Source organism: Streptomyces flavalbus, from assembly GCF_042674625.1.
In the GTDB taxonomy this organism is placed as follows: domain Bacteria; phylum Actinomycetota; class Actinomycetes; order Streptomycetales; family Streptomycetaceae; genus Streptomyces; species Streptomyces flavalbus.
The window spans coordinates 1,554,290-1,577,379 of sequence record NZ_JBHTEB010000001.1; the positions used below are offsets into that span (position 1 = coordinate 1,554,290).

The window sequence follows — 23,090 nt, forward strand, 5'->3', positions numbered from 1 at the left end:
GGGGTGGTCAAGGTCGGTACCTCGCTTCGCGCTTCGGGGGTCAGTGCAGGGGCACGGCGTAGTGCAGTCCGCCTCTGGTCCACAGCTCGTTGGGGCCGCGGGGGACGTTCAGTCCCGAGGCGTGGCCGAGGTTGCGTTCGTACAGTTCGGCGTAGGTGCCGACGGCGGTCAGGACGCGGGCGGCCCAGTCGCGGTCGAGTCCGGCGGCGGGGCCGTGCGCCCCGGCCTGCCGGGCGACGGCGGCGCGGCCCCAGGCGCCGAGCCGCTGGCTCTCGTACTCGGCGGCGAACAGCAGTTGGAGGACCCAGCGGCAGATCCGGAACCAGCGCGGGTCGTCGTCGCGGACGACGGCGGCCATCGGCTCGCGGGAGATCTCGGTGGCGAGGATGCGGTGCGCGGCCGGGTCGGGCAGGGTGCGGCGGGCGCCCGCGAGGGCCACCTTGTCCAGGACGTAGGCGGCGCACTCCCCCGCCGTGTAGGCGGCCAGCGCCTCGCGCGGGTCGTCGAAGGGCACCGGCTGGACGGCGAGCCCGCGCGGCCGGTACCAGGCGGCCAGGTTGGCGGGGCTGGTCGATCCGGCGTGTACGGCGACCCGCTCCCCGGCGAGCTGGGCGGGGTCGTCGACGCCGCTGGCGGCGGGGACGAGGAAGCCCTCGCCGTCGTAGCAGGTGACCCCGGCGAACAGCAGGCCGTGCGCGGCCTCGCGGCCCATGGTCCAACTGACGTTGCACACCGTCAGGTCGGCGTCCCCGGCGGCGAGCTGGGTGAGCCGGGCGGTGGGTCCGGTGGGCCGCCAGTCGACGGCCTCCGGGTCGGCGAGCACGGCGGCGGCGACGGCCCGCGCGACGTCGGCGTCCAGGCCGGTCCAGCGGCCGTCGCCGGTGCGCAGGGAGAGACCGGGCTGCCCCTGGGAGACCAGGGCGCGTACGGCGCCCCGCTCCCGCACCCCGGTGAGCGTGTCCGCGAGCAGCAGCCGGGCGTTCACGCCGCGCTCCGCAGCAGGGCGCCGACGGTGTGCTCACGGTCGTAGCGGCGTTCGTTGAAGGCCAGCATCCCGGTGAGGCGGGCGGCGGTGACGGGGGCCGTGCACAGCAGGTCGGAGTGGCGGACGGTGACGGGCATGGCGCCCGCGGCGGACCAGGCGAGCATCCCGTACTCGTCGATGACGGCGCGCGCGGCGCCCGCGTTGTCGCGGTGCAGGCAGTACGGCACGTCGAGGACGCCGCGCGCGAACGCGGCGACGAGGGCGGCGCCGACGGTGCGGCCGAGGGAGAGCGTGGCGTCGAGGAGCCGCTCCGCCTCCGCGAGGAGCCCGGTGTCGGCGGTGGGCGGGCAGTGCGCGGTGGCGCAGTCGGCGGCGGCGCGCGCGGCGACGGAGTCCGCGAACTCCAGCGCCTCGACGTTCTCCTCGATCCGCGGGATGCGGCGGGCCTCGGCCGGCGTCTTGACGATCAGCCGCTCGGTGCCGCTGTGCACGGCGAGCCGGGCGCTGTCCTCCAGGAGCCGGAAGGAGCCGACGGGGGTGCGCGGGAAGACGCCCATGTAGGTGTAGAGGGTGAGGTGCCAGTCGACGCCGGTGAGGTGTTCGGTGGCGAGCGCGCGCAGCGCGGCCAGGGCTTCGAGGTCCTGGCCGAGGTGGATCTGCTGGGCGTAGCTGAGGGAGACGGAGCGCAGTCCGTGCTCACGGAAGAACAGCGCCTCCAGGACGCTGAGCGCCACCAGCAGCGAGGGCGGGCAGAGCTGGCCGAGCATACAGCCGCCGAAGGTCTCCAGGTGCATGGGCCGGTCGGCGGCGGCGGCGAGTTCGCAGCAGCGCGCCCAGTTGTCGGCGGCCTCCGGCAGCGGCACCCGCCCGTAGGGCAGGCAGTACGACACCGGGCCGCCCTCGGTGGCGTCGACCCCGGCCTCCACCATGATCCGGAACAGGTCCAGCGGCAGCGGCGAGCCGTGCCGCACCTGCACGGGGAAGTCGGCGGACGCCACCTCCGCGAGGAGCGCGCGGACGGCCGTCGTGCCGTGCGCCTCAAGGGGGAAGCCGTTGAGCTCGGCGCCCCCTTCGGCGCCCTGGGCGAGGGCGCGGCGGGCGGAGCCGTAGTCACCGACGCGGGTGTAGCTGTCGAGGGTGACGGTGCCGACGGTGGTGGCGCGGCAGTCGCGTACGGCGGTCAGCCCGGCCCGCATCCGGTCCAGCTCGCCGAAGCCCATCCGGGGCTGGACGACGAGCCGTCCGTCGGTGGCGGCCCGGCGCACGAACGCCGCGAACCGGGTCACCGGCCCGCTCCGGCCGGTATGCGGGGCGGCGGGGTCGCGGTCCGGGCGGTGGCGAGCGTGGTGAGGAACGCCCGGAAGTCCGCGACCATCCGCTCGGGCGTGTTCCCCCGGGACTCCGCGAAGACGGCGTCGAAGCCCGCGTCCAGCAACTGGCGGCCGACGCCCGGGTCCCCGCTGCCGCGCACGCCGAGCTTGCCGCCGATCACCACGGGCAGGGCGGCGAGTTCGGGGTCGGCGCGCAGGGCGCGGATCAGGCGCAGTCCGTCCAGTCGGCCGTGGCCGTTGACGGTGCTGAGCACCAGCAGGTCGGGCCGGTCGGCGCCGCGGCAGGCGGCCATGACGGTGCCGTCCGGCGGGCAGACGCCGACGTTGGTGACCTCGTGCCCGGCCTCCTCCAGGAGCAGTTGCAAGAACACCAGGTTCCACATGTGCGCGTCGGAGGAGACGCTGGAAACCACGATACGCAGTTTCCTGGGGCGGGTCGGGTAAGCAGACATACCCTCACTCTCGGAATCTCCGGAGGGCCTGTCCATCATTTCCCGAACGGAATTCCGAAAGCCGCGATCAAGTTTTTCCATAGGAGTGGTGAGGGGCATATGCCCAGGTGGGAGTGGGTTGTCAGAGCGTCTCAGAGTGCGAAGTGTCGGGTGAGGAAGTCCGTGGTCACACCGCCGCGCCGGAATTCCGGGTGGCTGATGATTTCCTGGTGCAGTCCGATCGTGGTGTGCACTCCGGGGCCTGACACCTCGAATTCCCCGAGGGCGCGCAGGGTGCGGTCCAGGGCGGTCGGGCGGTCCGGGCCCCAGACGATGAGCTTGCCGATCATCGAGTCGTAGTAGGGGCTGACCCGGGAGCCGGGGACGTAGTCGGTGTCGACGCGGACCCAGGGGCCGCCCGGGGTGCGGTACTCCTCCAGCAGCCCGGGGGTGGGGGCGAAGCCGCGGTCGGGGTCCTCGGCGTTGATGCGGCACTCGATGGCGTGCCCGCGGACCTCGATGTCGTCCTGCTTGACGGTGAGCGGTGCCCCGGAGGCGACCCGGAGCTGTTCGGCGATCAGGTCGACGCCGGTGACGAGTTCGGTGACGGGGTGCTCGACCTGGATGCGGGCGTTCATCTCCATGAACCAGAAGGCGTCCCCGGTGCCGGACTCCGTGCCGGGGTCCGCCTCCAGGAGGAACTCCACCGTCCCGGCGCCCCGGTAGCCGACCGCGCGGGCCCCGGCGACGGCGGCGGCGCCGAGCCGGGCCCGCAGCTCCGGGGCGAGGTCCGGGCCGGGTGACTCCTCGACGAGCTTCTGGTGGCGGCGCTGCACCGAGCAGTCGCGCTCCCCGAGGTGGACGGCGCCGTCGGCGTCGTCGCAGAGCACCTGGATCTCGATGTGCCGGGTGCGCGGCAGATAGCGTTCCAGGTAGACGGCGCTGTTCTTGAACACCGCCTGCGCCCGGCCCGGGTGGCGGTGTAGGCGTCGCGGAGGTCCTCGGGACGCCGTACGACGGTGATGCCGCGTCCGCCGCCGCCCGCCGCGGCCTTGATGATGACGGGGTAGCCGATCTCGCGGGCGATCTCCTCCGCGGACTCCACCGAGTCGACGGGCTCGGTGGTGCCGGGCAGCAGCGGCAGCCCGGCGGCGGTCATCAGCCTGCGCGCCACCGCCTTGTCCCCGACGTTCTCCATCACGTCCGGCGGCGGGCCGATGAAGGTGATGCCGTCGTCGGCGCAGATCTCCGCGAAGTAGGGGTCCTCGGAGAGGAAGCCGTAGCCGGGGTGGATGGCCTCGGCGCCGGTCTTCACGGCGGCGCCGATGATGTTGGGGATGTTGAGGTAGCTGCGGGTGGGCGCGCCGGGACCGATGTGCACGGCCTCGTCGGCGGCGCGCACGAAGCGGGCGTCGGCGTCGGGCGTGGAGTACACGGCGACGGTGCGGACGCCGAGGTCGCGGCAGGTGCGGATGACGCGCAGCGCGATCTCGCCGCGGTTGGCGATGAGGATCTTGTCGAACATCGCGGCCCGCCCTAGCTGGCCGGGACGAGGTCGATGAGCGGCTGGGCGTACTCGACGACCTCGCCGTCGCCCACGTGGATGGCCCGGACGGTGCCCTTGACCTCGGCGGTGATGGAGTTCAGCAGCTTCATCGCCTCGATGATGGCCAGTTGCTGCCCGGCCTCCACGGTGTCCCCGACCTTGACGAAGGGTTCGGCGCCGGGGGACGCGGCCTGGTAGAAGGTGCCGACGAGAGGGGCGGTGACGCGGACGACGTCGGCGGGCGGTTGGTCGGTGTCCGGTGCGGCGCCCTGCGGCGCGGCGGCGGACGCGGGGGCGGCGGGGGACGCGAGGGCGGCGGGGGACGCGAGGGCGGCGGGGGTGGCCGGTGTGGCAGCCGTGGGTGCCGTGGGTGCCGTCTCCCACTCCACGTCCACGCTGAGGGCGCCCGCGCGCAGGGTGATGCGGCGCAGGGTGCCGGGGAGTTCACGGGCCAGGAGGCGGGTCTGGGTCCGCAGCTCCTCCACCGTCATCCCGGCCGTGGTGGTCTCCGTGTCGGTGCCGGTCTCAGTGCTCATCGTGCTTCTCCCAGTCCACTACGGGCTGACGTCGGGGATCGCCGAAGCGGTCGAACCGCTCCCGCCGGGCGTCGACGAGTTGCTCCCCCTGGCTCTCCAGGAGTGGGGCCAGGGTCCGCACCAGGGCGCTCCGCACGGTCAGCGCGGTGGTCTGCGGCGCGGTGTGCGCCCCGTCCGGCGGCTCCGGCACGATGCCGTCCACGACACCGAGGCGGAGCAGGTCGGAGGGGGTCAGGCGGAGCGCTTCGGCGGCGCGCCCGGCGTGTTCGGCGGTGCCGAAGAGGATGGTGGAGGCGCCCTCGGGGCTGATGACCGAGTAGTAGGCGTGCTGGAGGATCAGCACCCGGTCCGCGACCGCGAGGGCGAGGGCGCCGCCGCTGCCGCCCTCGCCGGTGACGACGGAGACGACGGGCACCCGCAGCCGGGACAGCTCCAGGACGCAGTCGGCGATGGCGACGCTCTGGCCGCGCTCCTCGGCGCCGATGCCGGGGAACGCTCCCGGGGTGTCCACGAAGGTGACCACCGGCAGCCCGAACCGGTCCGCGAACCGCATCAGCCTGAGCGCCTTGCGGTAGCCCTCCGGGCCGGGCATCCCGAAGTTGCTGCGCACCAGTTCGGCGGTGTCGTGGCCCTTCTGGTGGCCGAGGACCGCCAGGCTCTGTCCGCCGAGCCGGGCCAGTCCGCCGACGAGGGCCGCGTCGTCGCCGTGGGCGCGGTCGCCGTGCAGTTCCACGAAGTCGTCGAAGACGTAGCCGACGTAGTCGAGGGTGGTGGGCCGTCCGATCATGCGGGCCAGGGCGACCAGGTCACGGGTGGCGCGGGTGGTGGCGACCGGCCGGTCCAGGACCACCGCCGGGTCGGGCGCCTCGGGGAGTTCGGGGACCGAGGGGCCGAGCAGGGTCAGCAGCCGGGCGAGGTGCTCGCGCTGGTTCTCCCGGGGCACCACGGCGTCGATCATGCCGTGCTCCAGCAGGAACTCCGCGCTCTGGAAGCCGGGCGGCAGCTCCTGCCGGATGGTGTTGCGGATGACCTGCGGACCGGCGAAGCCGATCAGCGCGCCCGGTTCCGCGAGGATGACGTCACCGAGCATCGCGAAGGAGGCGCTGACACCGCCGAAGGTCGGGTCGGTGTTGAGGTTGATCACCGGGACGCGGGCCTCGCGGAGCCGGGCGATCCACTGCGCGGTCTTCGCCATCTGCATCAGCGACACCGCGCCCTCCTGCATCCGCGCCCCGCCGGACGCGGCGACCAGCAGCAGCGGCAGCCGTTCCGCGAGGGCGGTGCGGGCGGCGGCGGTGACGGTCTCCCCGACGACGGCGCCCATGCTGCCGCCCATGAAGGTGAAGTCGAGGACGGCCACCACGACCGGGCGGCCCCGCACCGTCATCCGGCCCGCGAGGACGGCGTCCTGCCGTCCGGTGCGCGCCTGGGCGTCCCGCAGCCGCTCCGGGTAGGGCTTGCTGTCGGTGAAGCCGAGCAGGTCGCGCGGGGCGTGGTCGTCGGGGAACGCCGCGAAGCTGCCGGGGTCCGCGAGCTGGGCGATCCGCACGTCGGGCGGGATGCGGAAGTGGAACTGGCACTCCGGGCACACCTTGCGGTTGCGGTCCAGGCGCTTGCCGTAGACGAAGGAGCCGCAGGAGGCGCACCTGCGCCACTGGACGTCCTGCTGCGCGGCCCGTACGGGGCCTGGGGTGGTGGTCATGCGGCACGCCTCCTGCGTGGTTCGCGTCGCCCGCCCCCGGCGCCCGGCACCGGCGGGGTCTGCCGCTGCGGCGCGGACTCGGTCGCGGCGGCCATCCCGAAGCGGGGCATGTTGCGGTAGACGGAGTGCATCCGGTCGGGCGAGACGACGTACGCCTCGTGGAAGATGCCGACGGCGCCGTCGTTGCGCACGGCCCGGTTGAACCAGGCCCACATGGTGCGGTGGCGGCCGTCGACGCGGTGGGAGTAGCGCATCAGGTCGTCCATGCTGCGCCAGTACTGCACCATGATCACGGTGCGGTTGAACCAGGCCCGGGAGTACAGGAAGCCGTGCTCCTTGTTCTTCCGCAGCTCGATGAGCATGGGGATCATCGAGGCGATCACCGGCACCCAGCGGTGCACCATGCGGAACTTGTTGATGCGCAGGCCGATCAGCAGCACCACCGTGTCCTCGGGCGGGGCCGCGATCCGCGGCTCGGTGATGACCTTGAGGTCCATGGGGGTTCCTCTTTCGGTGTCGGCTGGGCGGTCGGTACGTGGGGGTCGGGCCGTGCCGGTCAGAAGGGGTAACCGCGGGGTGGTGAGCTGGTGGTGAGGGTGTGCCAGCGGGTGAACGCCTCCAGGGCGGCGGGCCCGCCGAAGCCGTGGCCGTTGCCGGAGGCGCCGATCCCGCCGAACGGCAGCGCGGCGTCCTGGACGACGGTCTGGTCGCCGACGTGGGTGACGCCGCAGTTCAGTCGGCGGCCGATCGCCTCGCCGCGGGCGGGGTCGGCGGTGTAGACGGCGGCGGTGAGGCCGTAGTCGGAGGTGTTGGCGAGGCGTACGGCGTCGGTGTCGTCGTCGACGGCGGTGACGGTGGCGACGGGGCCGAAGACCTCGGTGTGGAAGACGTCCATCTGCTCGGTGACGTCGGCGAGGACGGTCGGCGGGTAGTACGGGCCGGTCGGGCGTCCGCCGGTGACCAGCCGGGCGCCCTGCGCGACGGCCTGCTCGACGGCGGTGGCGATGGCGGTGAGCTGCTGGCGGTCGATGACGGGGCCGATCTGGACGTCCTCGCGGTACGGGTCCCCGACGCGCAGGGCGGCGGCGTGCCGGGCGAGGGCGTCGGTGTAGTCGGCGGCGACGGCGCGGTGGACGAGGTGGCGGCGGGCGGACATGCAGATCTGCCCCTGGTGCAGGAAGGAGCCCCACGCCCCGGCCGCGGCGGCCTGCTCCACGTCGACGTCGTCGAGGACGACGAAGGCGTTCTGTCCGCCGAGTTCGAGGACGGCCCGCTTCAGCAGCCGTCCGCACTGGGCGCCGATCTCCCGGCCGACGGCGGTGGACCCGGTGAACGACACCATCGCCACGTCCGGCGCCTGCACCAGCGCGCCGCCGGTGTCCGCGTCGCCGTACACCACCTCCAGGACGCCCGGCGGCAGTCCGGCGTCCGCGAACGCCTCGGTGAAGAGGGTGCCGCCGCTGAGCGGGGTGTGCGGGTCGGGCTTGAGCAGGACGGTGTTGCCGAGGGCGAGCGCGGGGCCGAGGGAGCGGGCGGCGAGCAGCAGCGGGAAGTTCCACGGCACGATCACGCCGACGACGCCGAGCGGGACGCGGGTGACGGTGGCGGCGCGGTCGGGTTCGCTGGCGGTGACGGGCGGGTCGGTGTGCTCCCTCGCCAGGCGGGCGCCGTGCCGCAGTTCCTGGGCGGCGAGGACGACTTCGTAGAACGCCTTCCCGGGGATCGCGCCGCCCTCCCGGACCAGCAGGTCCTGGGCGGCGCCGGTGCGTTCCTGGAGCAGGTCGGCGGCGCGCTCCACGAGGGCGGCGCGCTCGTCGGCGGGGGTGGCGGCCCAGCCGGGCGCGGCGGCGGCGGCACGCCGGGCGGCGGAGGCGACCCGGTCGGGGGTGGCCAGCTCCACGCCGCCGAGTTCCTCACCGGTGGTGATCTCCCGGCTGGTGAGCCGGGCCGGTATCCGGGTCAGGGTGGTCACGGTCGCACCTCGGTTCGGTCGCGGGGGTCGTCGTGGGCGCGGGCGGGGGGCCGGTCGAGGGGGCCGTCGAGGGGCCGGTCAAGGGGCCCGTCGTGGAGCCTGTCGAGGGGCCGGTCGAGGGGCCGGTCAAGGGGCCCGTCGTGGAGCCTGTCGAGGGGCCGGTCGAGGGGCCCGTCGTGGAGCCTGTCATCGGGCCGGTTCTGAGGCCGGTCGCGAGGCCCGTCGGCGTCGGCCCCGCGGGCTCCGGCGTCGACGGCCCGGTCGCTTCCGGTGCCCGGCCGGGCGGTGGCGTCGACGGCCCGGTCGCCCCTCGTGCGCGGGCGGGCGGTCGCGGTCTCTCGGCGGGTGGTGTGGACCGGGCAGCGGGCACAGTCGTCGAGGGCCGGGGCCTTGCGGGCGGTGGCGGAGCCGTCCGCGTCCAGTGCGCGGCGCAGGCGGCGCAGGCAGCGGGTGCGGATGGGGCCGACCGAGCCGAGCGGCATGGACAGGGCGGCGGCGATCTCCTGGTAGGAGGGCGGGGGGTCCTCCAGGGCGCGCAGGAGCAGGGCCCGGCACTGGTCGGAGAGGCCGTCCAGGGCGCGGGCGACCTCGCGGCGGCGGTCGGCGCGCAGGGCGATCTGCTCGGGGCTCTCGTGGTGGGCGCCGCCCCGGTCCGCGAGGGACTCCAGGGTCTCGGCGTCCCCGATCATCACCAGGCGCCGGTCGCGGGTGGCGGCCTTGAGGGCCTCGCGGCGGGCGACGGTGGCGAGCCAGTCCCCGAGCCGCTCCGGGTCGCGGATGCGGTGCACGTTCTGCATCAGCCGGAACCAGGTCAGCTGCCGCACGTCCTCGGCGTCGCAGTGGCTGACGCGCTGGCTGCGGGCGACCGACCAGACCAGTCGGCCGAACCGGTCGACGGTCTCGTCCCACGCTTCCGGTTCCCCCCGGGCGCAGCCCGCGAGCAGCTCCGCGTTCCCCTTCTGCTTCGGCGACATCGGTCCTCCGTGTGACAACACCCGTGGCGCTCCGGCACGTCCTGAGGTCCATGCAACACAAGGGGGCACCGGCCCGGGGGTCCGCGGCGATGTCAGGTAGCGGCCATACCAGGAGTGGACAGCGGCCCTTCCCGGGGCCGTGCGGGCGCCGCTCACCGGGCCGGTTCCGCGGCGTGGGCGGGCAGGAGTTCCGCCATCGCGGAGCGCAGCCGCACCGGCACCGGACCCTCGTCGTGCTCGGTGGCGCGGATGGCGATGCCGAGGGCGAAGCGGTCCCAGACCTGGAGGACCTGGATCTGCCACAGCGGCCGTTCCGGTTCGGGGATCTCGTCGTCGACGACGGCCAGTCCGCCGCCGCGCAGCCGGTGCACGGAGAACGCGTCGAAGCCGCGGGCCATGCCCATGCCGGTGGCCTTGGTGTACGCCTCCTTCGCCACCCAGGAGTCGGCGAAGGCGTGCCCCTGCTCCCGGTCCCGGCGCAGCACCTCCTGCTCCAGCGGCGTGAACACCTTCGGCGCGAACTTCAGCGCCTCCGGGCGGGCCGGGGTGTTCTCCGCGTCGACCCCGGCGGTACGGCCACGGACCACGATCGCGGCGATCAGCCCGTTGGTGTGGGTGATGTTGAAGTCCAGCCCCCAGTCGGCCTGGTGGATGGACGGGCGCCCGAACTTGCCCTTGTCGAACCGCCACTCGGCGGGCGGCACGTCGGCGTACTGGGACAGCACCTGCCGGGACAGCAGCCGGGCGCCGAGGAAGCGGGTGCGGGCGGCGGGGAACAGCAGCCGGTCGTGCCGGGCGCGCTCCTCGTCGGTGAGCAGGTCGAGCCCGCCGGTGGCCTCCGCGAACCGGGGCACGTCCTCCTCCGCGAGCAGCCACACGTCGGCGCTCCCGGCGAGCGGGTCGTCGGTGGTGGTGCCGGGGCCGGGCGGGGCGGCCGTCGTCGTGGTCACGCCGCTCACCACCTCACCCGGAACGGCCGGTACGCGAACAGCCGTCCCTCCTCGTGCGCGTCGGCCATGATCCGGGCGACCTCGGTGATGTCGTCGGGTCCGGTGACCGCGCGGGTCGGGTGGAAGCGGCGCAGCAGCCGCTCCAGGCAGAGCAGCAGGACCGCCGGTGAGCGCAGGGCGGGCGCGAAGCTGTCCCGGCCGTGCAGGTACAGGTGGACGCAGGCCGCGGCGGCGGCGACGGCGGTGTACTGCCGGGCCAGGTCGTACAGCTCCGCCGACTGGGACGCGGCCCGCCCGCCCCGCTCGGCGAGCAGCTTGGCGTGCTCGTCCGCGATGCGGTGCACCTCGTCCGCGAGCAGCCCGGCGGTGTCGGCGCAGCCGGTGAGCCAGGCGGCGTCCCGCCCGTCGGCGGTGTCCGCGGCGCGGCGCAGCGCGGCGACGGCGGACCGCAGGGCGAGCACCGAGTCGTCGCCGCCCCGGCTGAACAACTGCTGCTCGGCGGGCTCGTACGGCGCCATCGGCACGGCCGGGTCGAAGAGCCCGGCGACCGTGCGGGCGGCCTCCGTCACCTTCGCCGGGTCCTGTTCGACGGCGTTGCCGAGCAGGCCGGGCAGTTGCAGGGCGATGTTCTTGAGGTTCACCACGGTGTTGCCGTCGGCGAAGTTGGAGATGGCGAAGTCCCGCAGCACCTTCTGGAAGATGCCGTGCCGGGGGTGGCCGCGCAGGTAGTAGCGGGCGCCCAGGACGGCGGTCAGCCGGGCGAGGGTCTCCTCCAGGAACGTCGGCACGAAGTACTTCACCACCGACGACCAGACGCTGGCCTGCGCGGGCGCGAGCTGGAGGGAGCGCACCGCGCCGGTGGTGAGCGCGTCCGCGACCAGCAGGTCGGCGTAGGACTCCGCGAGCTGCCGCCGGGAGTACGGCACCTCGGCGACCGTGGTGCCGAAGATGACCCGGGCGCGGGCGAAGTCGAGGGTGGTGCGCAGCGCGGTGTCGACGCAGGCCATGGCGATGCTGGCGATCGCGATCCGGGCCAACTGGCTGCTCTTGAGGGCGATTTCGAGGCCCTGTCCGACCCGGCCGACGAGGGCGTCGTCCGGGACGAGGCAGTCGGTGAGGCGGACGCCGCTCATGTCGAGGCCGCGCAGCCCGTGCAGGGGCTCGTCGGGCAGGTGCCGCAACTGGTCGGCGGGCACCCCGTCCTTCTCCACGGCGAAGACGGAGTAGCCACCGGGGCCGCCCTTGGCGGAGGTGCGGGCGAAGACCATCACCGTGGAGGCGACGGTGGCGTTGCCGATGGTCCACTTCTCGCCGGTCAGCAGCCAGCCGCCGTCGGTGCGGCGGGCGTGGGTGTCGTTGGCGAGGACGTCGCTGCCGTGCCGCCGCTCCGACAGGCCCCAGGCGAGTTTGCGCCCGGCGCGGATGGCGTCGGCGAAGTGCTGGCGCTGCGCGTCGCTGCCCGCGATCCACACCGGCATGTAGCTGAGGCTGGTGAGCACCATCGCGGTGGCGGAGGTGGGGTCGCGGCGGCCGACGAGGCGGTACAGGTTGAAGCCGTCCTCGACGTTGACGGCCCTGCCGCCGTTGGCGGCGGGCACGATCCAGTCGTACAGGCCCCATCCGGCGAGGGCGTCCACGAACACGTGCGGGTAGCGCTGTTCCTCGTCGTGGGCGAGGATCCGCGGGTACGGCATGGGCGCCGAGGCGTCCCACGGGTCGCCCAGGTACTCCTCCAGATCGGCCATGAGGGCGATCAGGTCGGTCATGTCGTCTCCTCGTGGTCCTCAAGGTCCTCGCCAGGCCCGTCGGAGAGCGGGACCGGGTGCGCGGTGAACAGCAGCCGCGCCGCGGCGAGCCGGGTCAGCGCGCGGTGCGCGGGCGGCAGGTCGGGGGCCGCCTGCCGGGGGTCGCGGCCCTCCGCGAGGGCGAGCAGCACGGCCAGGACGGCGGTGAGCCAGCCCGCGCCGCCGGGCTCCTCGCCGTAGTGGCCGCGCTCGGGCCGGGTCCACCAGGTCAGCGCCGCGGCGGCGGCCGGGTAGAGCAGGCAGGCCCGGTCGGCGAGGTCGAGCGGTTCCGGGGAGGCGGCTGCGCCGCGGGTGCGGTCCCGCTGGGCCGCCGCCGCGGCGACGAAGGTGGCGGCGAGCGCCGCCCGTACGTCCCTGACCAGGCTGGCGGTGCGCCGCTGGCCCTGCTCGGCGAGGGCGTGCGCGATCGCCTCGGCGTGTTCCGCGAACCCGAGCAGCACCAGGTCCCGTGGCCGGGCCGACAGGTCGAGGGCGGCGGGGTCCAGCGGCGGCAGCGGCGCCCCGAACGCGAACAGCGCCGCCAGGTCGGTGCCGGACGGGTCGGGTGCGGTGAAGGGCGCGCGGTAGCCGGGGAGTTGCGGGGCGACCGCGCGGAGCACGCCGAAGGGGCTGGTGTCGATGTGCTCCACGACCGCGTTGTCCCGCTGGGCCTTGTCGACGACGGCGCCCGGCCCCCGGGCCAGCAGCACGCCCCGGGCGCCGAGCAGGGCGCGGGAGCGGGCGATCGCGGAGGCGGTGAGGCGGGTGGCGGCGCGTTTGACGACGTTGGAGCAGAGGCCGAAGGTGCCGGGCGACAGGTGGGCGTACCGCCCGGCGGTCAGGGTGAGCAGGTCGGCGGCGATCAACTCGGCCGCCGCGAGGCCGAGTTCGCGGGCCCCGTAGGGGGTGTCGGTGACGCGGACGCCACCGACGCGGCGGCCGTGGGTGAAGCGCAGGGCCGTCCGCAGGGCGGTGTCGGCGGTGGCGAGGCAGGCGGCGGTGGAGAGCAGCCGTACCAGTTGCTGGGCCCGCATCGCGGCGGCGAGCCCGCCGCCGACGGTGCCGACGACGGCGTCGCGCGGCACCTCGGTGCCCTCGAAGACCAGGTCGGCGAAGTCGGTGCCGCGCAGCCCGGTGACCGGCTGCGCGGCCTGCCGCCAGACGCCGGTCATCTCCCGGGGCCCGAGCAGTACGGCGGTGAAGGCGGCGGGCCCGCGCGCCGCGGTACGCGCCACCACGACCGCCGCGTCGGCGCTGGCGCCCCGCCCGACCAGCCACTTGCGCCCGGTGAGCGCGTACCCGTCCGCGGTCTCGTCGAGTCGGCACCAGTTGGCGAGGACGTCGCTGCCGGTCTCCTCCTCGGAGAGCGCGAACGCGATCGTGCGGCCCTGACGCACCCACCCCGCGACCAGCTCGGCCTGCGCCGGGCTGCCCGCCGCCAGCACGGTCGTCGCGGCCGAGCAGGACAGCAGCGTGGCGGGCATGACGGAGGCGTCCCGGCGGGCCGCCACCCTGATCCGCAGCAGCGTGTCGTCGAGGGCGTCCAGCGCGCCGCCGTACGCGGCGGGCAGCGCGAGGAGGGGGAAGTCGACGGCGGTCAGCCGCCCGGCGAACGCGATCGGGTACTCGCCCGCCGCGTCCCTGGCGACCCCGGCGGCGAACCCGTAGGGGTTGTCGGTCCGCCAGGGGTCGCCGAGGAGGGCGTCGAGCCGGGCGGCGTCAGCGAAGGGGGCGGACGTGAGCGGCACCCCCTCGGCCGTCGGCGCCGTCACGGCCGTACCCCCGGGGTCTCCGGCTCCGCCGGGGTCGACGCGGGCACCGGGTAGGCGGCGATCGCCGGGGAGAGGGTGAGGCCCGCGGCGCGGAGCATGGACAGGCGCTGGTGGAAGGCGGCGCCCGCCATGAGGTGGCGGGCCACGTCCGCGACCCGGCGGTTGCGGGGGGCGGCCAGGTAGGTGCCGCGGACCCAGGCGTTGAAGCTGCCCATCGCGGGCCCGCACCAGATCTGGTAGTCGACCGCGCGGTCCGCCTCCCCGGTCTTCGCCCAGCGGGAGGCCATGCCCAGGTACCAGCGGAAGATGAGCGCCATCCGCCGCTTGGGGTGGTCGGCGGCGCGGGCGAGCTGGGCGGGGTCGCGGCGCTGGAAGTAGCCGACCGTCTCCTCCCAGACGTCGTCGAGGGGGCGGCGGAAGACCTGCTGCTCCAGGCGGGCGCGGACCGGCGCGGGGATCGCGTCGACGCCGTCGTGGTCGCGGTACAGCTCGTACAGGTGCCGGGCCCGCATCGGGAACAGCGTGCCCCGCTTGAGCACCTGCAGCTCCACGCCCATCTCGAACATGTCCGCGGCGGGCGCCATCTCGCAGTCCGCGAGGTCGGCGCGGGCCAGCATCTCCTTGACCACGTCCGACGTGCCCGCCTCCACGCAGGACTGGTTGACCGACCCGGTGACCACGTAGTCGGCGCCCATCGCGAACGCCGCCCACGCCGCCTCCGGCGTGCCGATGCCGCCCGCCGCGCCCACCCGGACCCGTACGGGGTACCCCAGCTCCCGCATCAGCGCGTCCCGTTGCCGCAGCAGCACCGGGAGCTGCGCGGGCAGCGGACGGCGGTCGGTGTGGCCGCCGGAGTCCGCCTCCACGGTGATGTCGTCCGCGAGCGGCACCCGCGCCGCCAGCTCCGCCTGCTCCGCGCTGATCGCGCCCTCGGCGCGCAGCGCCCGCACCATCGCCTCCGGCGCGGGCCGCATGAACAGCTCCGCGATCTCCGTCCGCGACACCTTCGCGATGAGCCTGTGCTCCGCCACCACCCCGTGCGGCCCGCCCGCGCGCAGCCCCGCCAGCCGGTAGCGCACCACGTGCGGGGTGAGCCCGAGGAACGCCGACGCCTCCACGCACGGCACCCGGTGCTTGAGGTACAGGTCGACGGCGGTCCGCTCCAGCCGCTCCTCGCTCGGGCTGTGGATCAGGTTGCAGGCGTACGGCAGCCCCGGGATCTCCGCCGCGAAGCGCAGCAGCGCCTTCTCCACCGCCTCCGGCAGCAGCCCCGCCGCGCCGTACGAGGCGAGGTACCCGGCCCGCGCCATGGCGACCACCAGGTCGGGGGAGGCGATGCCGCCCGCCATGGCGCCGCTCATGTACGCCTGCCGCACCCCGTGGGCGCTGAGGAACGCGGCGCTGCCGAGCCGCTCCGGGCCCAGCGGGGGCACGGCGGCGACGACCTCGTACTCCCCGTCGGCGCGCGCCCCGCCGCCCGCGGCGGCGCCGAGGCCGCCCGGTCCGCGCACGATGTAGACGGGCTCGTCCAGCCGGGCCAGGGCCCGCTGGATGCCGGTCTCTCCGACCGCGGGTGCCTCGGGCCCGCTCCACCGTGGCCGGGGCTGCTCGGTGGTCATCTGGCTCTCTCCTGTCGGATCGCTCGGAACTGCGGGAGGGGTCGTCGGGGTGGTCAGTCGTGGTGGATCTCGACGCCGATGCCGTCGAGCCGGTAGATCCGCAGGGTGGACTTCCACACGTGTCCGTCGCCGGTGAGGACGATCCGGCCGGGCTCCCGGCGTACGTCCCTGATGTGGACGTCGAACTCCATGTCCGGGTCGTCGCGCAGGATCTGGCCGCGGTAGGACCAGCTCGTCTCGCTGCCCCGCAGCAGCGCGAAGCGCGGGTTGCGCAGGCCCTCGGTCAGCCCGGTCTCCAGGGCGTACACCTGCATCCCCTGGAGCAGCGCCTCCACGCCGAGGGAGCCGGGCATCACCGGGTCGCGGTGGAAGTGGCAGGAGAAGTACCACTCGTCGGGGCGGATGCTGCGGTGCCCGCGCACGTAGCCCTGTCCGTGCGCGCCGCCGCCGGGCAGCACGTCCACCCATTCGAGGAGGTCGAGGTGGCCGCCCGCGAGCCGCGGCCCCTGCCGGGTGCGTCCGGCGTCCCGGAGGGCGCGCAGGTCGGCGCGGCGGACGCCCGGTGGGCGGGCCGTCTGCTGGTCCAGCCAGGGCAGGACGTGCTCGCCCTTGTCGAGGCCGACCTGCCGGGCGAGGGCCTTGGCGTTGAAGTAGCCGAAGAGGGACTCGCCGGTGTAGAAGACCTCGCCGTCGGCGGAGAGTTCGTAGGAGAAGTTCTGCAGGATCGAGCCCGGCATCCGGTCGCTGGACAGCAGGGTGGAGCGGTGCTGGATCGTCTTGCCGCGCAGGTCGACGTCCTTGACGAGGGTGGCGCGGCCGTCCAGGTTGCGGATGCTGAACTGCTCCTCCGGGAAGGGCAGGGTGGCGCCGAGGTAGTAGCCGAGCAGGATCGCCGCCTGGAGGCTGGACTCCATGTAGACGCAGTTCGGCATGTACGGGTGGCCGTTGTCGGCGTAGTACCAGGCGTCGGCCGGTGAGTCGTACTCGGTGACCATCACCGCGCCGCGCTTCAGCGTGCCGCGGGTGCCGTCGAGGCGCATCACCCGGTCGACGAAGAGGAAGTCGCCGTTGGGGATGTACGGCGCCCGGGAGTTGGCGTAGATCTCGAACTCGGGGCCCATGGCCACCGCCAGGTCGCCCTTCGCGGCGTGCGCCATGTGGAACTCGTTGAGCAGCGCGGGCTCGCCGGTCGCCGGGGAGAGGCGGCCGAGGAAGTGCGGCACGGTGCCGCCGGTCTCCGGGCGGTAGGGCGTGCCGGGCTTCTCGCGGAGCCGGATGCCGAGGCCGGTGACGCCGATGGACGGCGTGCCGTCGCGCAGCACGACCACGTTCGCGACCAGCGCGGGGCGGGGCAGCAGGGTCAGTTCGGTGATGTCGATCCGGTACTCGACGCGCTCGTTGCGCGGGGTGATCTGGCCGCGCACCTTGACCTCGGTGCGCAGGTCGGGCACCGGCTGGAAGCGGGCGTCGGGGAGGGTGAGGTGCAGGCCCAGGGAGAGGGCGTACACCTCAAGGAGCTGTACGGCGCCCTCCGCGACCAGCGATCCGGCGAGCACCGGGTCGTCGGGGAAGTGGCTGGTGAAGTACCAGGCGTCGGGTTCGAGGCGTTTGACGGCCTCGATCCGGCCCAGGCCGTGGCTGCCGCCGGTGCGGTCCAGGACGGTGACCTCGTCGGCCATCCGCAGCATCCGGTCGGGCAGCCGGAGGGAGGTGTTGCAGCCGGGCGGCTGGCGGTGGCCGGGGCCGAAGACGTCGGCGGTCCTGCCCTCGGCGAGGGCTTCGAGGTTGGCGCCGGTGAGGGAGGTGCGGTGGGTGGGGGCGAGCGGCTTGAACGCGGTGCGCGCCGGGTCGCGGGCGGGTCGCGGGGCGGTGGCGGCGCGGCCCTGGACGAGCCCGGGTGACGCCTCCAGCTCCTCGTCGGTGAAGAAGCCCGCGCAGGCGTTGTTGAGCTTGAGGATCAGCTCGCCGTCGGCGTAGCAGTCGTAGTGGAAGAAGAACAGCAGGGTGTCGCCCTGGCGGACGAACTGGTCGATCCAGATGTCGTAGCGCAGGGTCTGCCCGGTGCGGGGCAGGTCCCCGACGAAGCTGAGGCTGCTGTCGAGGAGGCGGTAGACGCGCTGGCCCCGGTTGGTGAAGTCGGCGCCGAGGTAGCTGATCAGGAGCAGGTCGCACTGACCGGCCTCGATGGTGACGGCGGGCGGCACCTGGCCGTCGACGGCGTACCAGGCGTCCTCCGGGACGTCGTACTCGGTGCGGATGAAGGAGGGCCGGAACTCGCCCGGTTCGGCGTCGAGTTGGGTGACGCGGGTGGCGAAGAGGTACGGCGGGGCGGGGAGCCGGACGCGCCGCTGGTAGCCGTCGACGCGGGCGAAGCGGGGACCGAAGACGTCGCCCACCTTGCCGGTGGCGAACTGGAGGAGGTCGTACTCGTCCCAGACGACGCCCTCGGGTTTGGGCGGGCGGACGGGTTCCGGCGGGGTGGGTTCCGCGACGGGGGGCGGCGGTGGGGGCGCCGACAGCGCGGCCGTCAGCTCGTCCCGCAGTGCCTGCTGGGCGTCAAGGACCTCGCGGTGCGCCTCCAGGATCTCGGCGCGCAGGCTGCGGACGAGGGCCAGGGTGGAGGCGTGGTCGTCGGAGCGCCGCTCGGGCGGGGGTTCCGGTGCGGCGGGCAGGGGCTCGCCGAAGACGGCCGGGCGGGGCGGCACGTCGTACGCCTCGGGAGTGTCGAGCGGCTCGGGTGAAGGTGACGGCTCGGGCAGGTCGGCGGAGCGTTGCGGCGGGATGGCGGCCGGTGCGGGCGCCGGTCGCGCGGGCGGCGCGGGCACGGCGTCGGACGCCGGGAGCATCGTGATCGGGTCCCGGTCCAGCGTCAGCGCGGGTACGGGCGTTCCGGCAGCGGGGCGGGTCGGCATCGCGGTGTCCCATTCCGTGGCGGGGGGTTGCGGGGCGGGCGTCTCCGGCCCGGTGGTGACGGGTGGCGCGGAGGGCCCGGGTGGCGCACCGCCGGGCCCCGTGGCCCCGGCCGACGCCCCGGCGCCCACCGGCACCGCCGCCGCCTCGACCGGCGCCGGGACCGTGGGAGCCGTGGGGACCTCGGGAGCCGCGGGCACCTCGGGAGCCGCAGGGACCTCGGGAGCCGCGGGCACCGTAGGGGCCGCCGGGATCGTCCGGACGACCGGTTCCGCCGCGCCCGCCACCAGCGGGGCGACCGGCGTCCCGCCCACCGTGAAGGTGCGCCGGCCCAGCGGGCGTTGACCGGTCGTGGTGCGGGGGCGGAACGGGGTCAGGTCGACGGGGACTCCGTGGGTGGCGAGGCGGGCCACCAGGCGGGCGATGTCGGTGGCGCCGCGGGCGCCACGGCGGTCGACCGGCACGGACAGGTGCGGCGCCTCGGTGAGGGTCTCGTGGATCCAGCGGGAGCAGGTGCTGGACGGCCCCACCTCGATGAAGCAGCGGAACCCGTCCTCGTAGGCGCGCCGCACCAGCCGCGGGAAGTCGACGGTCTCGCGCAGGGTGACGGCGATGTTCGCGGCCACGGTGTCCTGGTCGAAGTCGGTGACGGGGGCGTAGTGGCGGCTGCTGTAGAGGACGAGGTCCCCGACGTCGCCGGTGGGATAGCGGTTGAGGTCCGCGAGTTCCGGCAGCACGCCGTCGACGACGGGGCTGTGCATGACGTGGTTGGCGGGCGAGCGGGCGCTCTTGCAGCCGAGGGCGTCGATGAGGGCCCGGCACTGGGCGGGGTCGCCCGCGACGACCACCTCGGCGGGGGTGTTGACGTGGGTGATGAAGACCCGGTCGTAGGAGGCGACGGCCACGCGCACGTCGTCGGAGGGGGCCAGCAGGACGTGGGTGGCCCAGACCGCCTGGTCGGGGACCGAGTCGTCCAGGTCCCACAGGTCGCGCACCGTGCGCTTCGGGCCGCGCAGCCGGTCCACGAAGAGCGGCGAGGTGTCGATCTTCGTGGTGGCGCGGGCCTCCTTGAGCCAGCCGCCGGTCGCGAACAACATGCTGGACTCCCCGAGGCTGTAGCCGAACGCCCCGTGCACCGGCACCCCGAGGACCTCGCGGATCAGGTCGGTGGACAGCAGCGCGTAGCTCGTGCCGACGGCCAGCATCAGCGGGATGTCCTCGATGAGTTCGGCCTCGCGGCGCATCAGCTCGCGCCGGTCCAGCGGGGCGAGCCCGCGCGGGTAGAGCGTCGCGGAGCGCAGCATCTCCGCCGGGCGTTCGGCCTGCGTCTCGAAGCGCGGCAGCAGCCCGGGGAAGGCCCGGAACATGGCCCGGCCGAGGCCGAGGTAGGAGTTGAAGGCGCCCGGGTACACCAGGGCGGTCTTCGCGCCGTCCCGGCCCGCCGGGCGGGCGGTGAAGCAACTCCCGGACGGCGACGTCCACTCGCCGCCCGCCCGGTGCACGCCGGGCAGGTCCTGGACGGCGCGGTCGAGCTGGCGGACGAGGCCGTCGGCGTCGTCGGCGACGAGTACGGCCTTCAGCGCGGCGGGCCGGTCCTCCGCGAGCCGCGCCCAGTCGCCGCCGCCCACGACGGCGTCCCGGAGTTCCGCGAGCCGCCGCAGCAGGGTGTCGATGTCGTCGGCGCCGACCGGTACGACGAGACTGCCGCCGGAGCGCGCCCAGTCGGTGGCGGCGGTCTCCCCGCGCGTCTGCGCGCCGCCCAGCACCAGGTGGGCGTGGCTGCCCGCGGTGCCGGTGACGCTGACGCAGGCGACGCGGCGCCCGTCGCGGCGCCGCCGCAGCCAGGGCCGGGAGTCGGCGGCGAGGAAGAACGCCGACCCGGCGAGGGCGTCGGCCGCCACGCCGTCCGGCGCGGTCGGCTGGTAGGCGTGGTGCAGGCAGAGCGCGGCGCGGATCAGCCCGGCGAGGACGGAGGCGCAGCCGGTGTCCCCGACGGCGGCGTTGACGCCGGACAGCGCGGTGCGCAGGGCGCCCCCGGCCCGGTCGGCGGACCAGACCCGGCCGAGCCCGGCGAGTACGGCGGGTTCGGCGGCCCCGGCCTCGACGAGTTCCACGTCGGCGGGGGTGACCCTGGCCGCCGTCAGCGCCTCCTCCGCGGCGGCGGCGACCAGGTCGGCGTCCGGCTCCGGGGACAGCGTCGGCGCGTGGTGGACGGCGAGGGCGTCGACGGTGGCGTACACGGTGCGGTCGGGCGGCACGGAGCCGGGCCGGGTGACGACGACGGCGCCCGCGCCCTCCCCGAGCACCCGGGTGCCGTCCGGCTGGAGCAGGGCGCGGGCGAGCGCCGACTCGGGCCCCGCGGCCAGGTCGACGGCGCCGACGAGGACCGCCTCCACGCTCGGGTCGAGCAGCAGCAGCCGGGCGGCGTCGAGGGCGTCGGCGCCCACGGTGCTGTCGGAGGAGACGGTGAACGAGGGCCCGGTGAGGTTCCACAGGGAGGAGATGCGGGCGGCCATGATGTTGCCGATGTAGCTGAGGACCTCGTTGGCCTCGATGGAGTCGTGGATGCCGTCCCGGGCGGCCCGGGTCAGCGCGGCCAACTGCTCGTCGCTCGGGTCGAGTCCGGCCGCCGCGCACCAGGCGGCGAGCTTGCGGCCGAGCGCGTAGCGGGCGGCGTGCCCGTGGGCGCTGGGCTCCATCTCCATGCCGAGGACGACGGCGACCCGCCGCCCGCCCGCGCCACCGGGCGCGGCACGCTCGTACCCGGCGTCCTTCAGCGCCTCCTCCGCGACCCGCATCATCAGCAGGTGCTGCTGGTTGAAGTGGTCGAGGTCCTTGGGCGGGATGCGGTACGAGGTGGCGTCGACGTCGAAGTCCTCGACGTAGGCCGCGCGGGGCGCCCGTTCGTCGGCGGCGAGCCCGGCGCGCTCCAGCGGTCCCCCGGCGACGGTCTCGAAGCCGCGCCAGCGGTGCGGCGGCAGGTCGCGCACGGCGCTGGTGCCGTCGTACCCGGCGCGCTCGAAGGCGTCGAGGGTGGTGAAGGAGCCGAAGTGGGCGCCCATGCCGATGACGGCGAGCGGCGGCGGCGTCTGACGGTCGCCGCCCGGCGCGTCCGGGGCCGCCGTGTCCGGGGCCGCCGTGTCCGTCGCCGCCGTGTCCGTCGCCGCCGTGGCGGCCTCCGGTCCGGAGAGGACGACGTGCGCGTTGGTGCCGCCGAAGCCGAACGCCGAGACGGCGGCCCGGCGGATGCCGTCCGCCGGGTCCGGCCACGGCACCGGCTCGCGGACCACCCGGTCCGCGACCGTGCCGGGCAGCGGCGCGGTCACCCCGGTGGTCGGCGGGATGGTGCCGTGCGCCAGGGCCAGGACGACCTTGATGAGGCTGCTGATCCCGGCCGCGGTGAGCAGGTGCCCGATGTTGCCCTTCACCGAGCCGAGCAGCGGACCGCGCCCGAAGTACCGCTGCACGCCGTCGAGTTCGGTGCGGTCACCGAGCGGGGTGCCGGTGGCGTGGCACTCGACGTACTGCACGTCGCGCGGGTCCACGTCGGCCTGCCGGTAGGCGAGCGCGTACGACGCGAGCTGGCCGTCGACGTTCGGCACCAGCAGGTGTTTGCCGGGGCCGTCGTTGCCGAGGGCGACCGCGTCGATGACGGCGTACACCCGGTCGCCGTCGCGGCGGGCGTCCGCGAGCCGCTTCACGGCGACCATCGCGGCGCCCTGCCCGGTGAGGATGCCCTTGGAACGGGCGTCGAAGGGCTGGCTGACCCCGTCCGGCGGATAGGCGCGCAGGTCGGAGAAGGACAGGTGGATGACGGTCGGGTCGGGCGCGCACACGCCGCCCGCCAGCATCACGTCGGCGCGGCCCGTGGCGAGCTGGGCGCAGGCGAGCTGGAGGGCGTACAGGGCGGAGGAGCAGGCGGCGTCCAGGGTGCAGCGGGGCCCGCCGAGCCCGAGCGCGGCGGCGACGACGTGCGCGGGCATCCCCCCGGGCCACAGGTCGAGCGGCTCCCCCAGGGCGTCCCCGGCCGGGTCGGACGCCTTGCTGGCCGGGCCGCCGTCCTCCGCACGGGACGGCAGCCCGGCCGCGGGGAAACCGGCCGCCGCGAGCCCCTCAGCCACCGCGGCGTCCCACAGTCTCCCCGCCGTCCGGCCGGAGGCCGGGGTCGGGAACGGGTAGTTGCCGAACACCACCCCGGTCCTCCGGCCGACTGCCCCGGCGGACGCGGCAGCGGGGGATACACCCGCGTCGGCCAGGGCGTTCGCGGCCACCCTGAGCGCCCAGTGGAACGAGCGGTCCAGGCGGGCCAGTCGGTCGGCGGGCAGCAGATAGCCGTCGAGGTCGGCGGCGACCGCCTCGGTCTGCGGGTCCAGGAAGCCACCGCGGGTGCAGTAGACGCGGTGCCGGTCCCGGTCCTCCTCGGGGCCGGGCTCCGCGGCCAGCGGATCGTGCCCGAAGATCCGCTCGCCGCCCTCCGTGCGGGAGTCCACCGCGTCCATCAGGTTGCGCCAGTAGGCGTCGGGGGTCGCCGCGCCCGGGAAGAGGCAGGACAGTCCGACGATGGCGTACGCGCCCATG

At 75.0% G+C, this 23,090-nt stretch carries 14 protein-coding genes and 1 pseudogene; all 15 read right to left on the reverse strand.

Features of this window, described 5'->3' with window-relative positions; all coding sequences use genetic code 11:
- Positions 1-40 precede the first annotated feature (40 nt).
- Entirely contained in the window at positions 41-985 is a 945-nt protein-coding gene (locus ACFQZ6_RS06835; protein ID WP_381605638.1) for a transporter substrate-binding domain-containing protein, read from the reverse strand.
- Positions 982-2,271 (reverse strand): methylaspartate mutase, encoded by a 1,290-nt coding sequence (locus tag ACFQZ6_RS06840; RefSeq protein ID WP_381605640.1) that lies wholly within the window; start codon positions 2,269-2,271, stop codon positions 982-984. The genes ACFQZ6_RS06835 and ACFQZ6_RS06840 overlap by 4 nt, the downstream gene beginning before the upstream one ends.
- Positions 2,268-2,729, reverse strand: a complete 462-nt coding sequence (locus tag ACFQZ6_RS06845; RefSeq protein ID WP_381605642.1) for a cobalamin B12-binding domain-containing protein — start codon at positions 2,727-2,729, stop codon at positions 2,268-2,270. Before ACFQZ6_RS06845 ends, ACFQZ6_RS06840 begins: the two co-directional genes overlap by 4 nt.
- Before the next feature lie 170 nt (positions 2,730-2,899).
- Complete coding sequence (locus tag ACFQZ6_RS06850; protein ID WP_381618124.1) at positions 2,900-3,328, reverse strand: hypothetical protein; 429 nt, start codon at positions 3,326-3,328, stop codon at positions 2,900-2,902.
- 15 nt (positions 3,329-3,343) lie between these two features.
- A pseudogene (locus ACFQZ6_RS06855) lies at positions 3,344-4,272 on the reverse strand (ATP-binding protein); the annotation flags it as partial.
- 11 nt (positions 4,273-4,283) lie between these two features.
- Positions 4,284-4,829, reverse strand: a complete 546-nt coding sequence (gene accB, locus ACFQZ6_RS06860; RefSeq protein WP_381605644.1) for an acetyl-CoA carboxylase biotin carboxyl carrier protein — start codon at positions 4,827-4,829, stop codon at positions 4,284-4,286.
- Positions 4,819-6,531, reverse strand: a complete 1,713-nt coding sequence (locus tag ACFQZ6_RS06865) for an acetyl-CoA carboxylase carboxyltransferase subunit alpha (protein ID WP_381605646.1) — start codon at positions 6,529-6,531, stop codon at positions 4,819-4,821. Before ACFQZ6_RS06865 ends, accB begins: the two co-directional genes overlap by 11 nt.
- On the reverse strand, positions 6,528-7,028 hold the full coding sequence (locus ACFQZ6_RS06870) for a DUF4188 domain-containing protein (protein ID WP_381605648.1): 501 nt from the start codon (positions 7,026-7,028) through the stop codon (positions 6,528-6,530). Before ACFQZ6_RS06870 ends, ACFQZ6_RS06865 begins: the two co-directional genes overlap by 4 nt.
- Before the next feature lie 59 nt (positions 7,029-7,087).
- Positions 7,088-8,503: an aldehyde dehydrogenase family protein gene (locus ACFQZ6_RS06875; protein WP_381605650.1), complete on the reverse strand. Its 1,416-nt coding sequence runs from the start codon at positions 8,501-8,503 to the stop codon at positions 7,088-7,090.
- Positions 8,500-9,477 (reverse strand): sigma-70 family RNA polymerase sigma factor, encoded by a 978-nt coding sequence (locus ACFQZ6_RS06880; protein ID WP_381605652.1) that lies wholly within the window; start codon positions 9,475-9,477, stop codon positions 8,500-8,502. The genes ACFQZ6_RS06875 and ACFQZ6_RS06880 overlap by 4 nt, the downstream gene beginning before the upstream one ends.
- A 152-nt stretch (positions 9,478-9,629) precedes the next feature.
- Complete coding sequence (locus tag ACFQZ6_RS06885; protein ID WP_381605654.1) at positions 9,630-10,427, reverse strand: 4'-phosphopantetheinyl transferase family protein; 798 nt, start codon at positions 10,425-10,427, stop codon at positions 9,630-9,632.
- Positions 10,428-10,432: 5 nt separating this feature from the next.
- On the reverse strand, positions 10,433-12,193 hold the full coding sequence (locus tag ACFQZ6_RS06890; RefSeq protein WP_381605656.1) for an acyl-CoA dehydrogenase family protein: 1,761 nt from the start codon (positions 12,191-12,193) through the stop codon (positions 10,433-10,435).
- Positions 12,190-13,983 (reverse strand): acyl-CoA dehydrogenase family protein, encoded by a 1,794-nt coding sequence (locus ACFQZ6_RS06895; RefSeq protein ID WP_381605658.1) that lies wholly within the window; start codon positions 13,981-13,983, stop codon positions 12,190-12,192. The genes ACFQZ6_RS06890 and ACFQZ6_RS06895 overlap by 4 nt, the downstream gene beginning before the upstream one ends.
- A complete protein-coding gene (locus ACFQZ6_RS06900) occupies positions 13,980-15,602 on the reverse strand; it encodes a PfaD family polyunsaturated fatty acid/polyketide biosynthesis protein (protein ID WP_381605660.1) in 1,623 nt (540 codons plus the stop codon). Before ACFQZ6_RS06900 ends, ACFQZ6_RS06895 begins: the two co-directional genes overlap by 4 nt.
- A gap of 53 nt (positions 15,603-15,655) precedes the next feature.
- Positions 15,656-23,089: a beta-ketoacyl synthase N-terminal-like domain-containing protein gene (locus ACFQZ6_RS06905; RefSeq protein WP_381605662.1), complete on the reverse strand. Its 7,434-nt coding sequence runs from the start codon at positions 23,087-23,089 to the stop codon at positions 15,656-15,658.
- Position 23,090 lies beyond the last annotated feature (1 nt).

What these genes read in the sequence shown, in the direction of transcription:
- ACFQZ6_RS06905 (WP_381605662.1), bottom strand. Translation starts at nt 23,089, where the DNA reads ATGGGCGCGTACGCCATCGTCGGACTGTCCTGCCTCTTCCCGGGCGCG.
- ACFQZ6_RS06900 (WP_381605660.1), bottom strand. Translation starts at nt 15,602, where the DNA reads ATGACCACCGAGCAGCCCCGGCCACGGTGGAGCGGGCCCGAGGCACCC.
- ACFQZ6_RS06880 (WP_381605652.1), bottom strand. Translation starts at nt 9,477, where the DNA reads ATGTCGCCGAAGCAGAAGGGGAACGCGGAGCTGCTCGCGGGCTGCGCC.
- ACFQZ6_RS06865 (WP_381605646.1), bottom strand. Translation starts at nt 6,531, where the DNA reads ATGACCACCACCCCAGGCCCCGTACGGGCCGCGCAGCAGGACGTCCAG.
- accB (WP_381605644.1), bottom strand. Translation starts at nt 4,829, where the DNA reads ATGAGCACTGAGACCGGCACCGACACGGAGACCACCACGGCCGGGATG.
- ACFQZ6_RS06890 (WP_381605656.1), bottom strand. Translation starts at nt 12,193, where the DNA reads ATGACCGACCTGATCGCCCTCATGGCCGATCTGGAGGAGTACCTGGGC.
- ACFQZ6_RS06870 (WP_381605648.1), bottom strand. Translation starts at nt 7,028, where the DNA reads ATGGACCTCAAGGTCATCACCGAGCCGCGGATCGCGGCCCCGCCCGAG.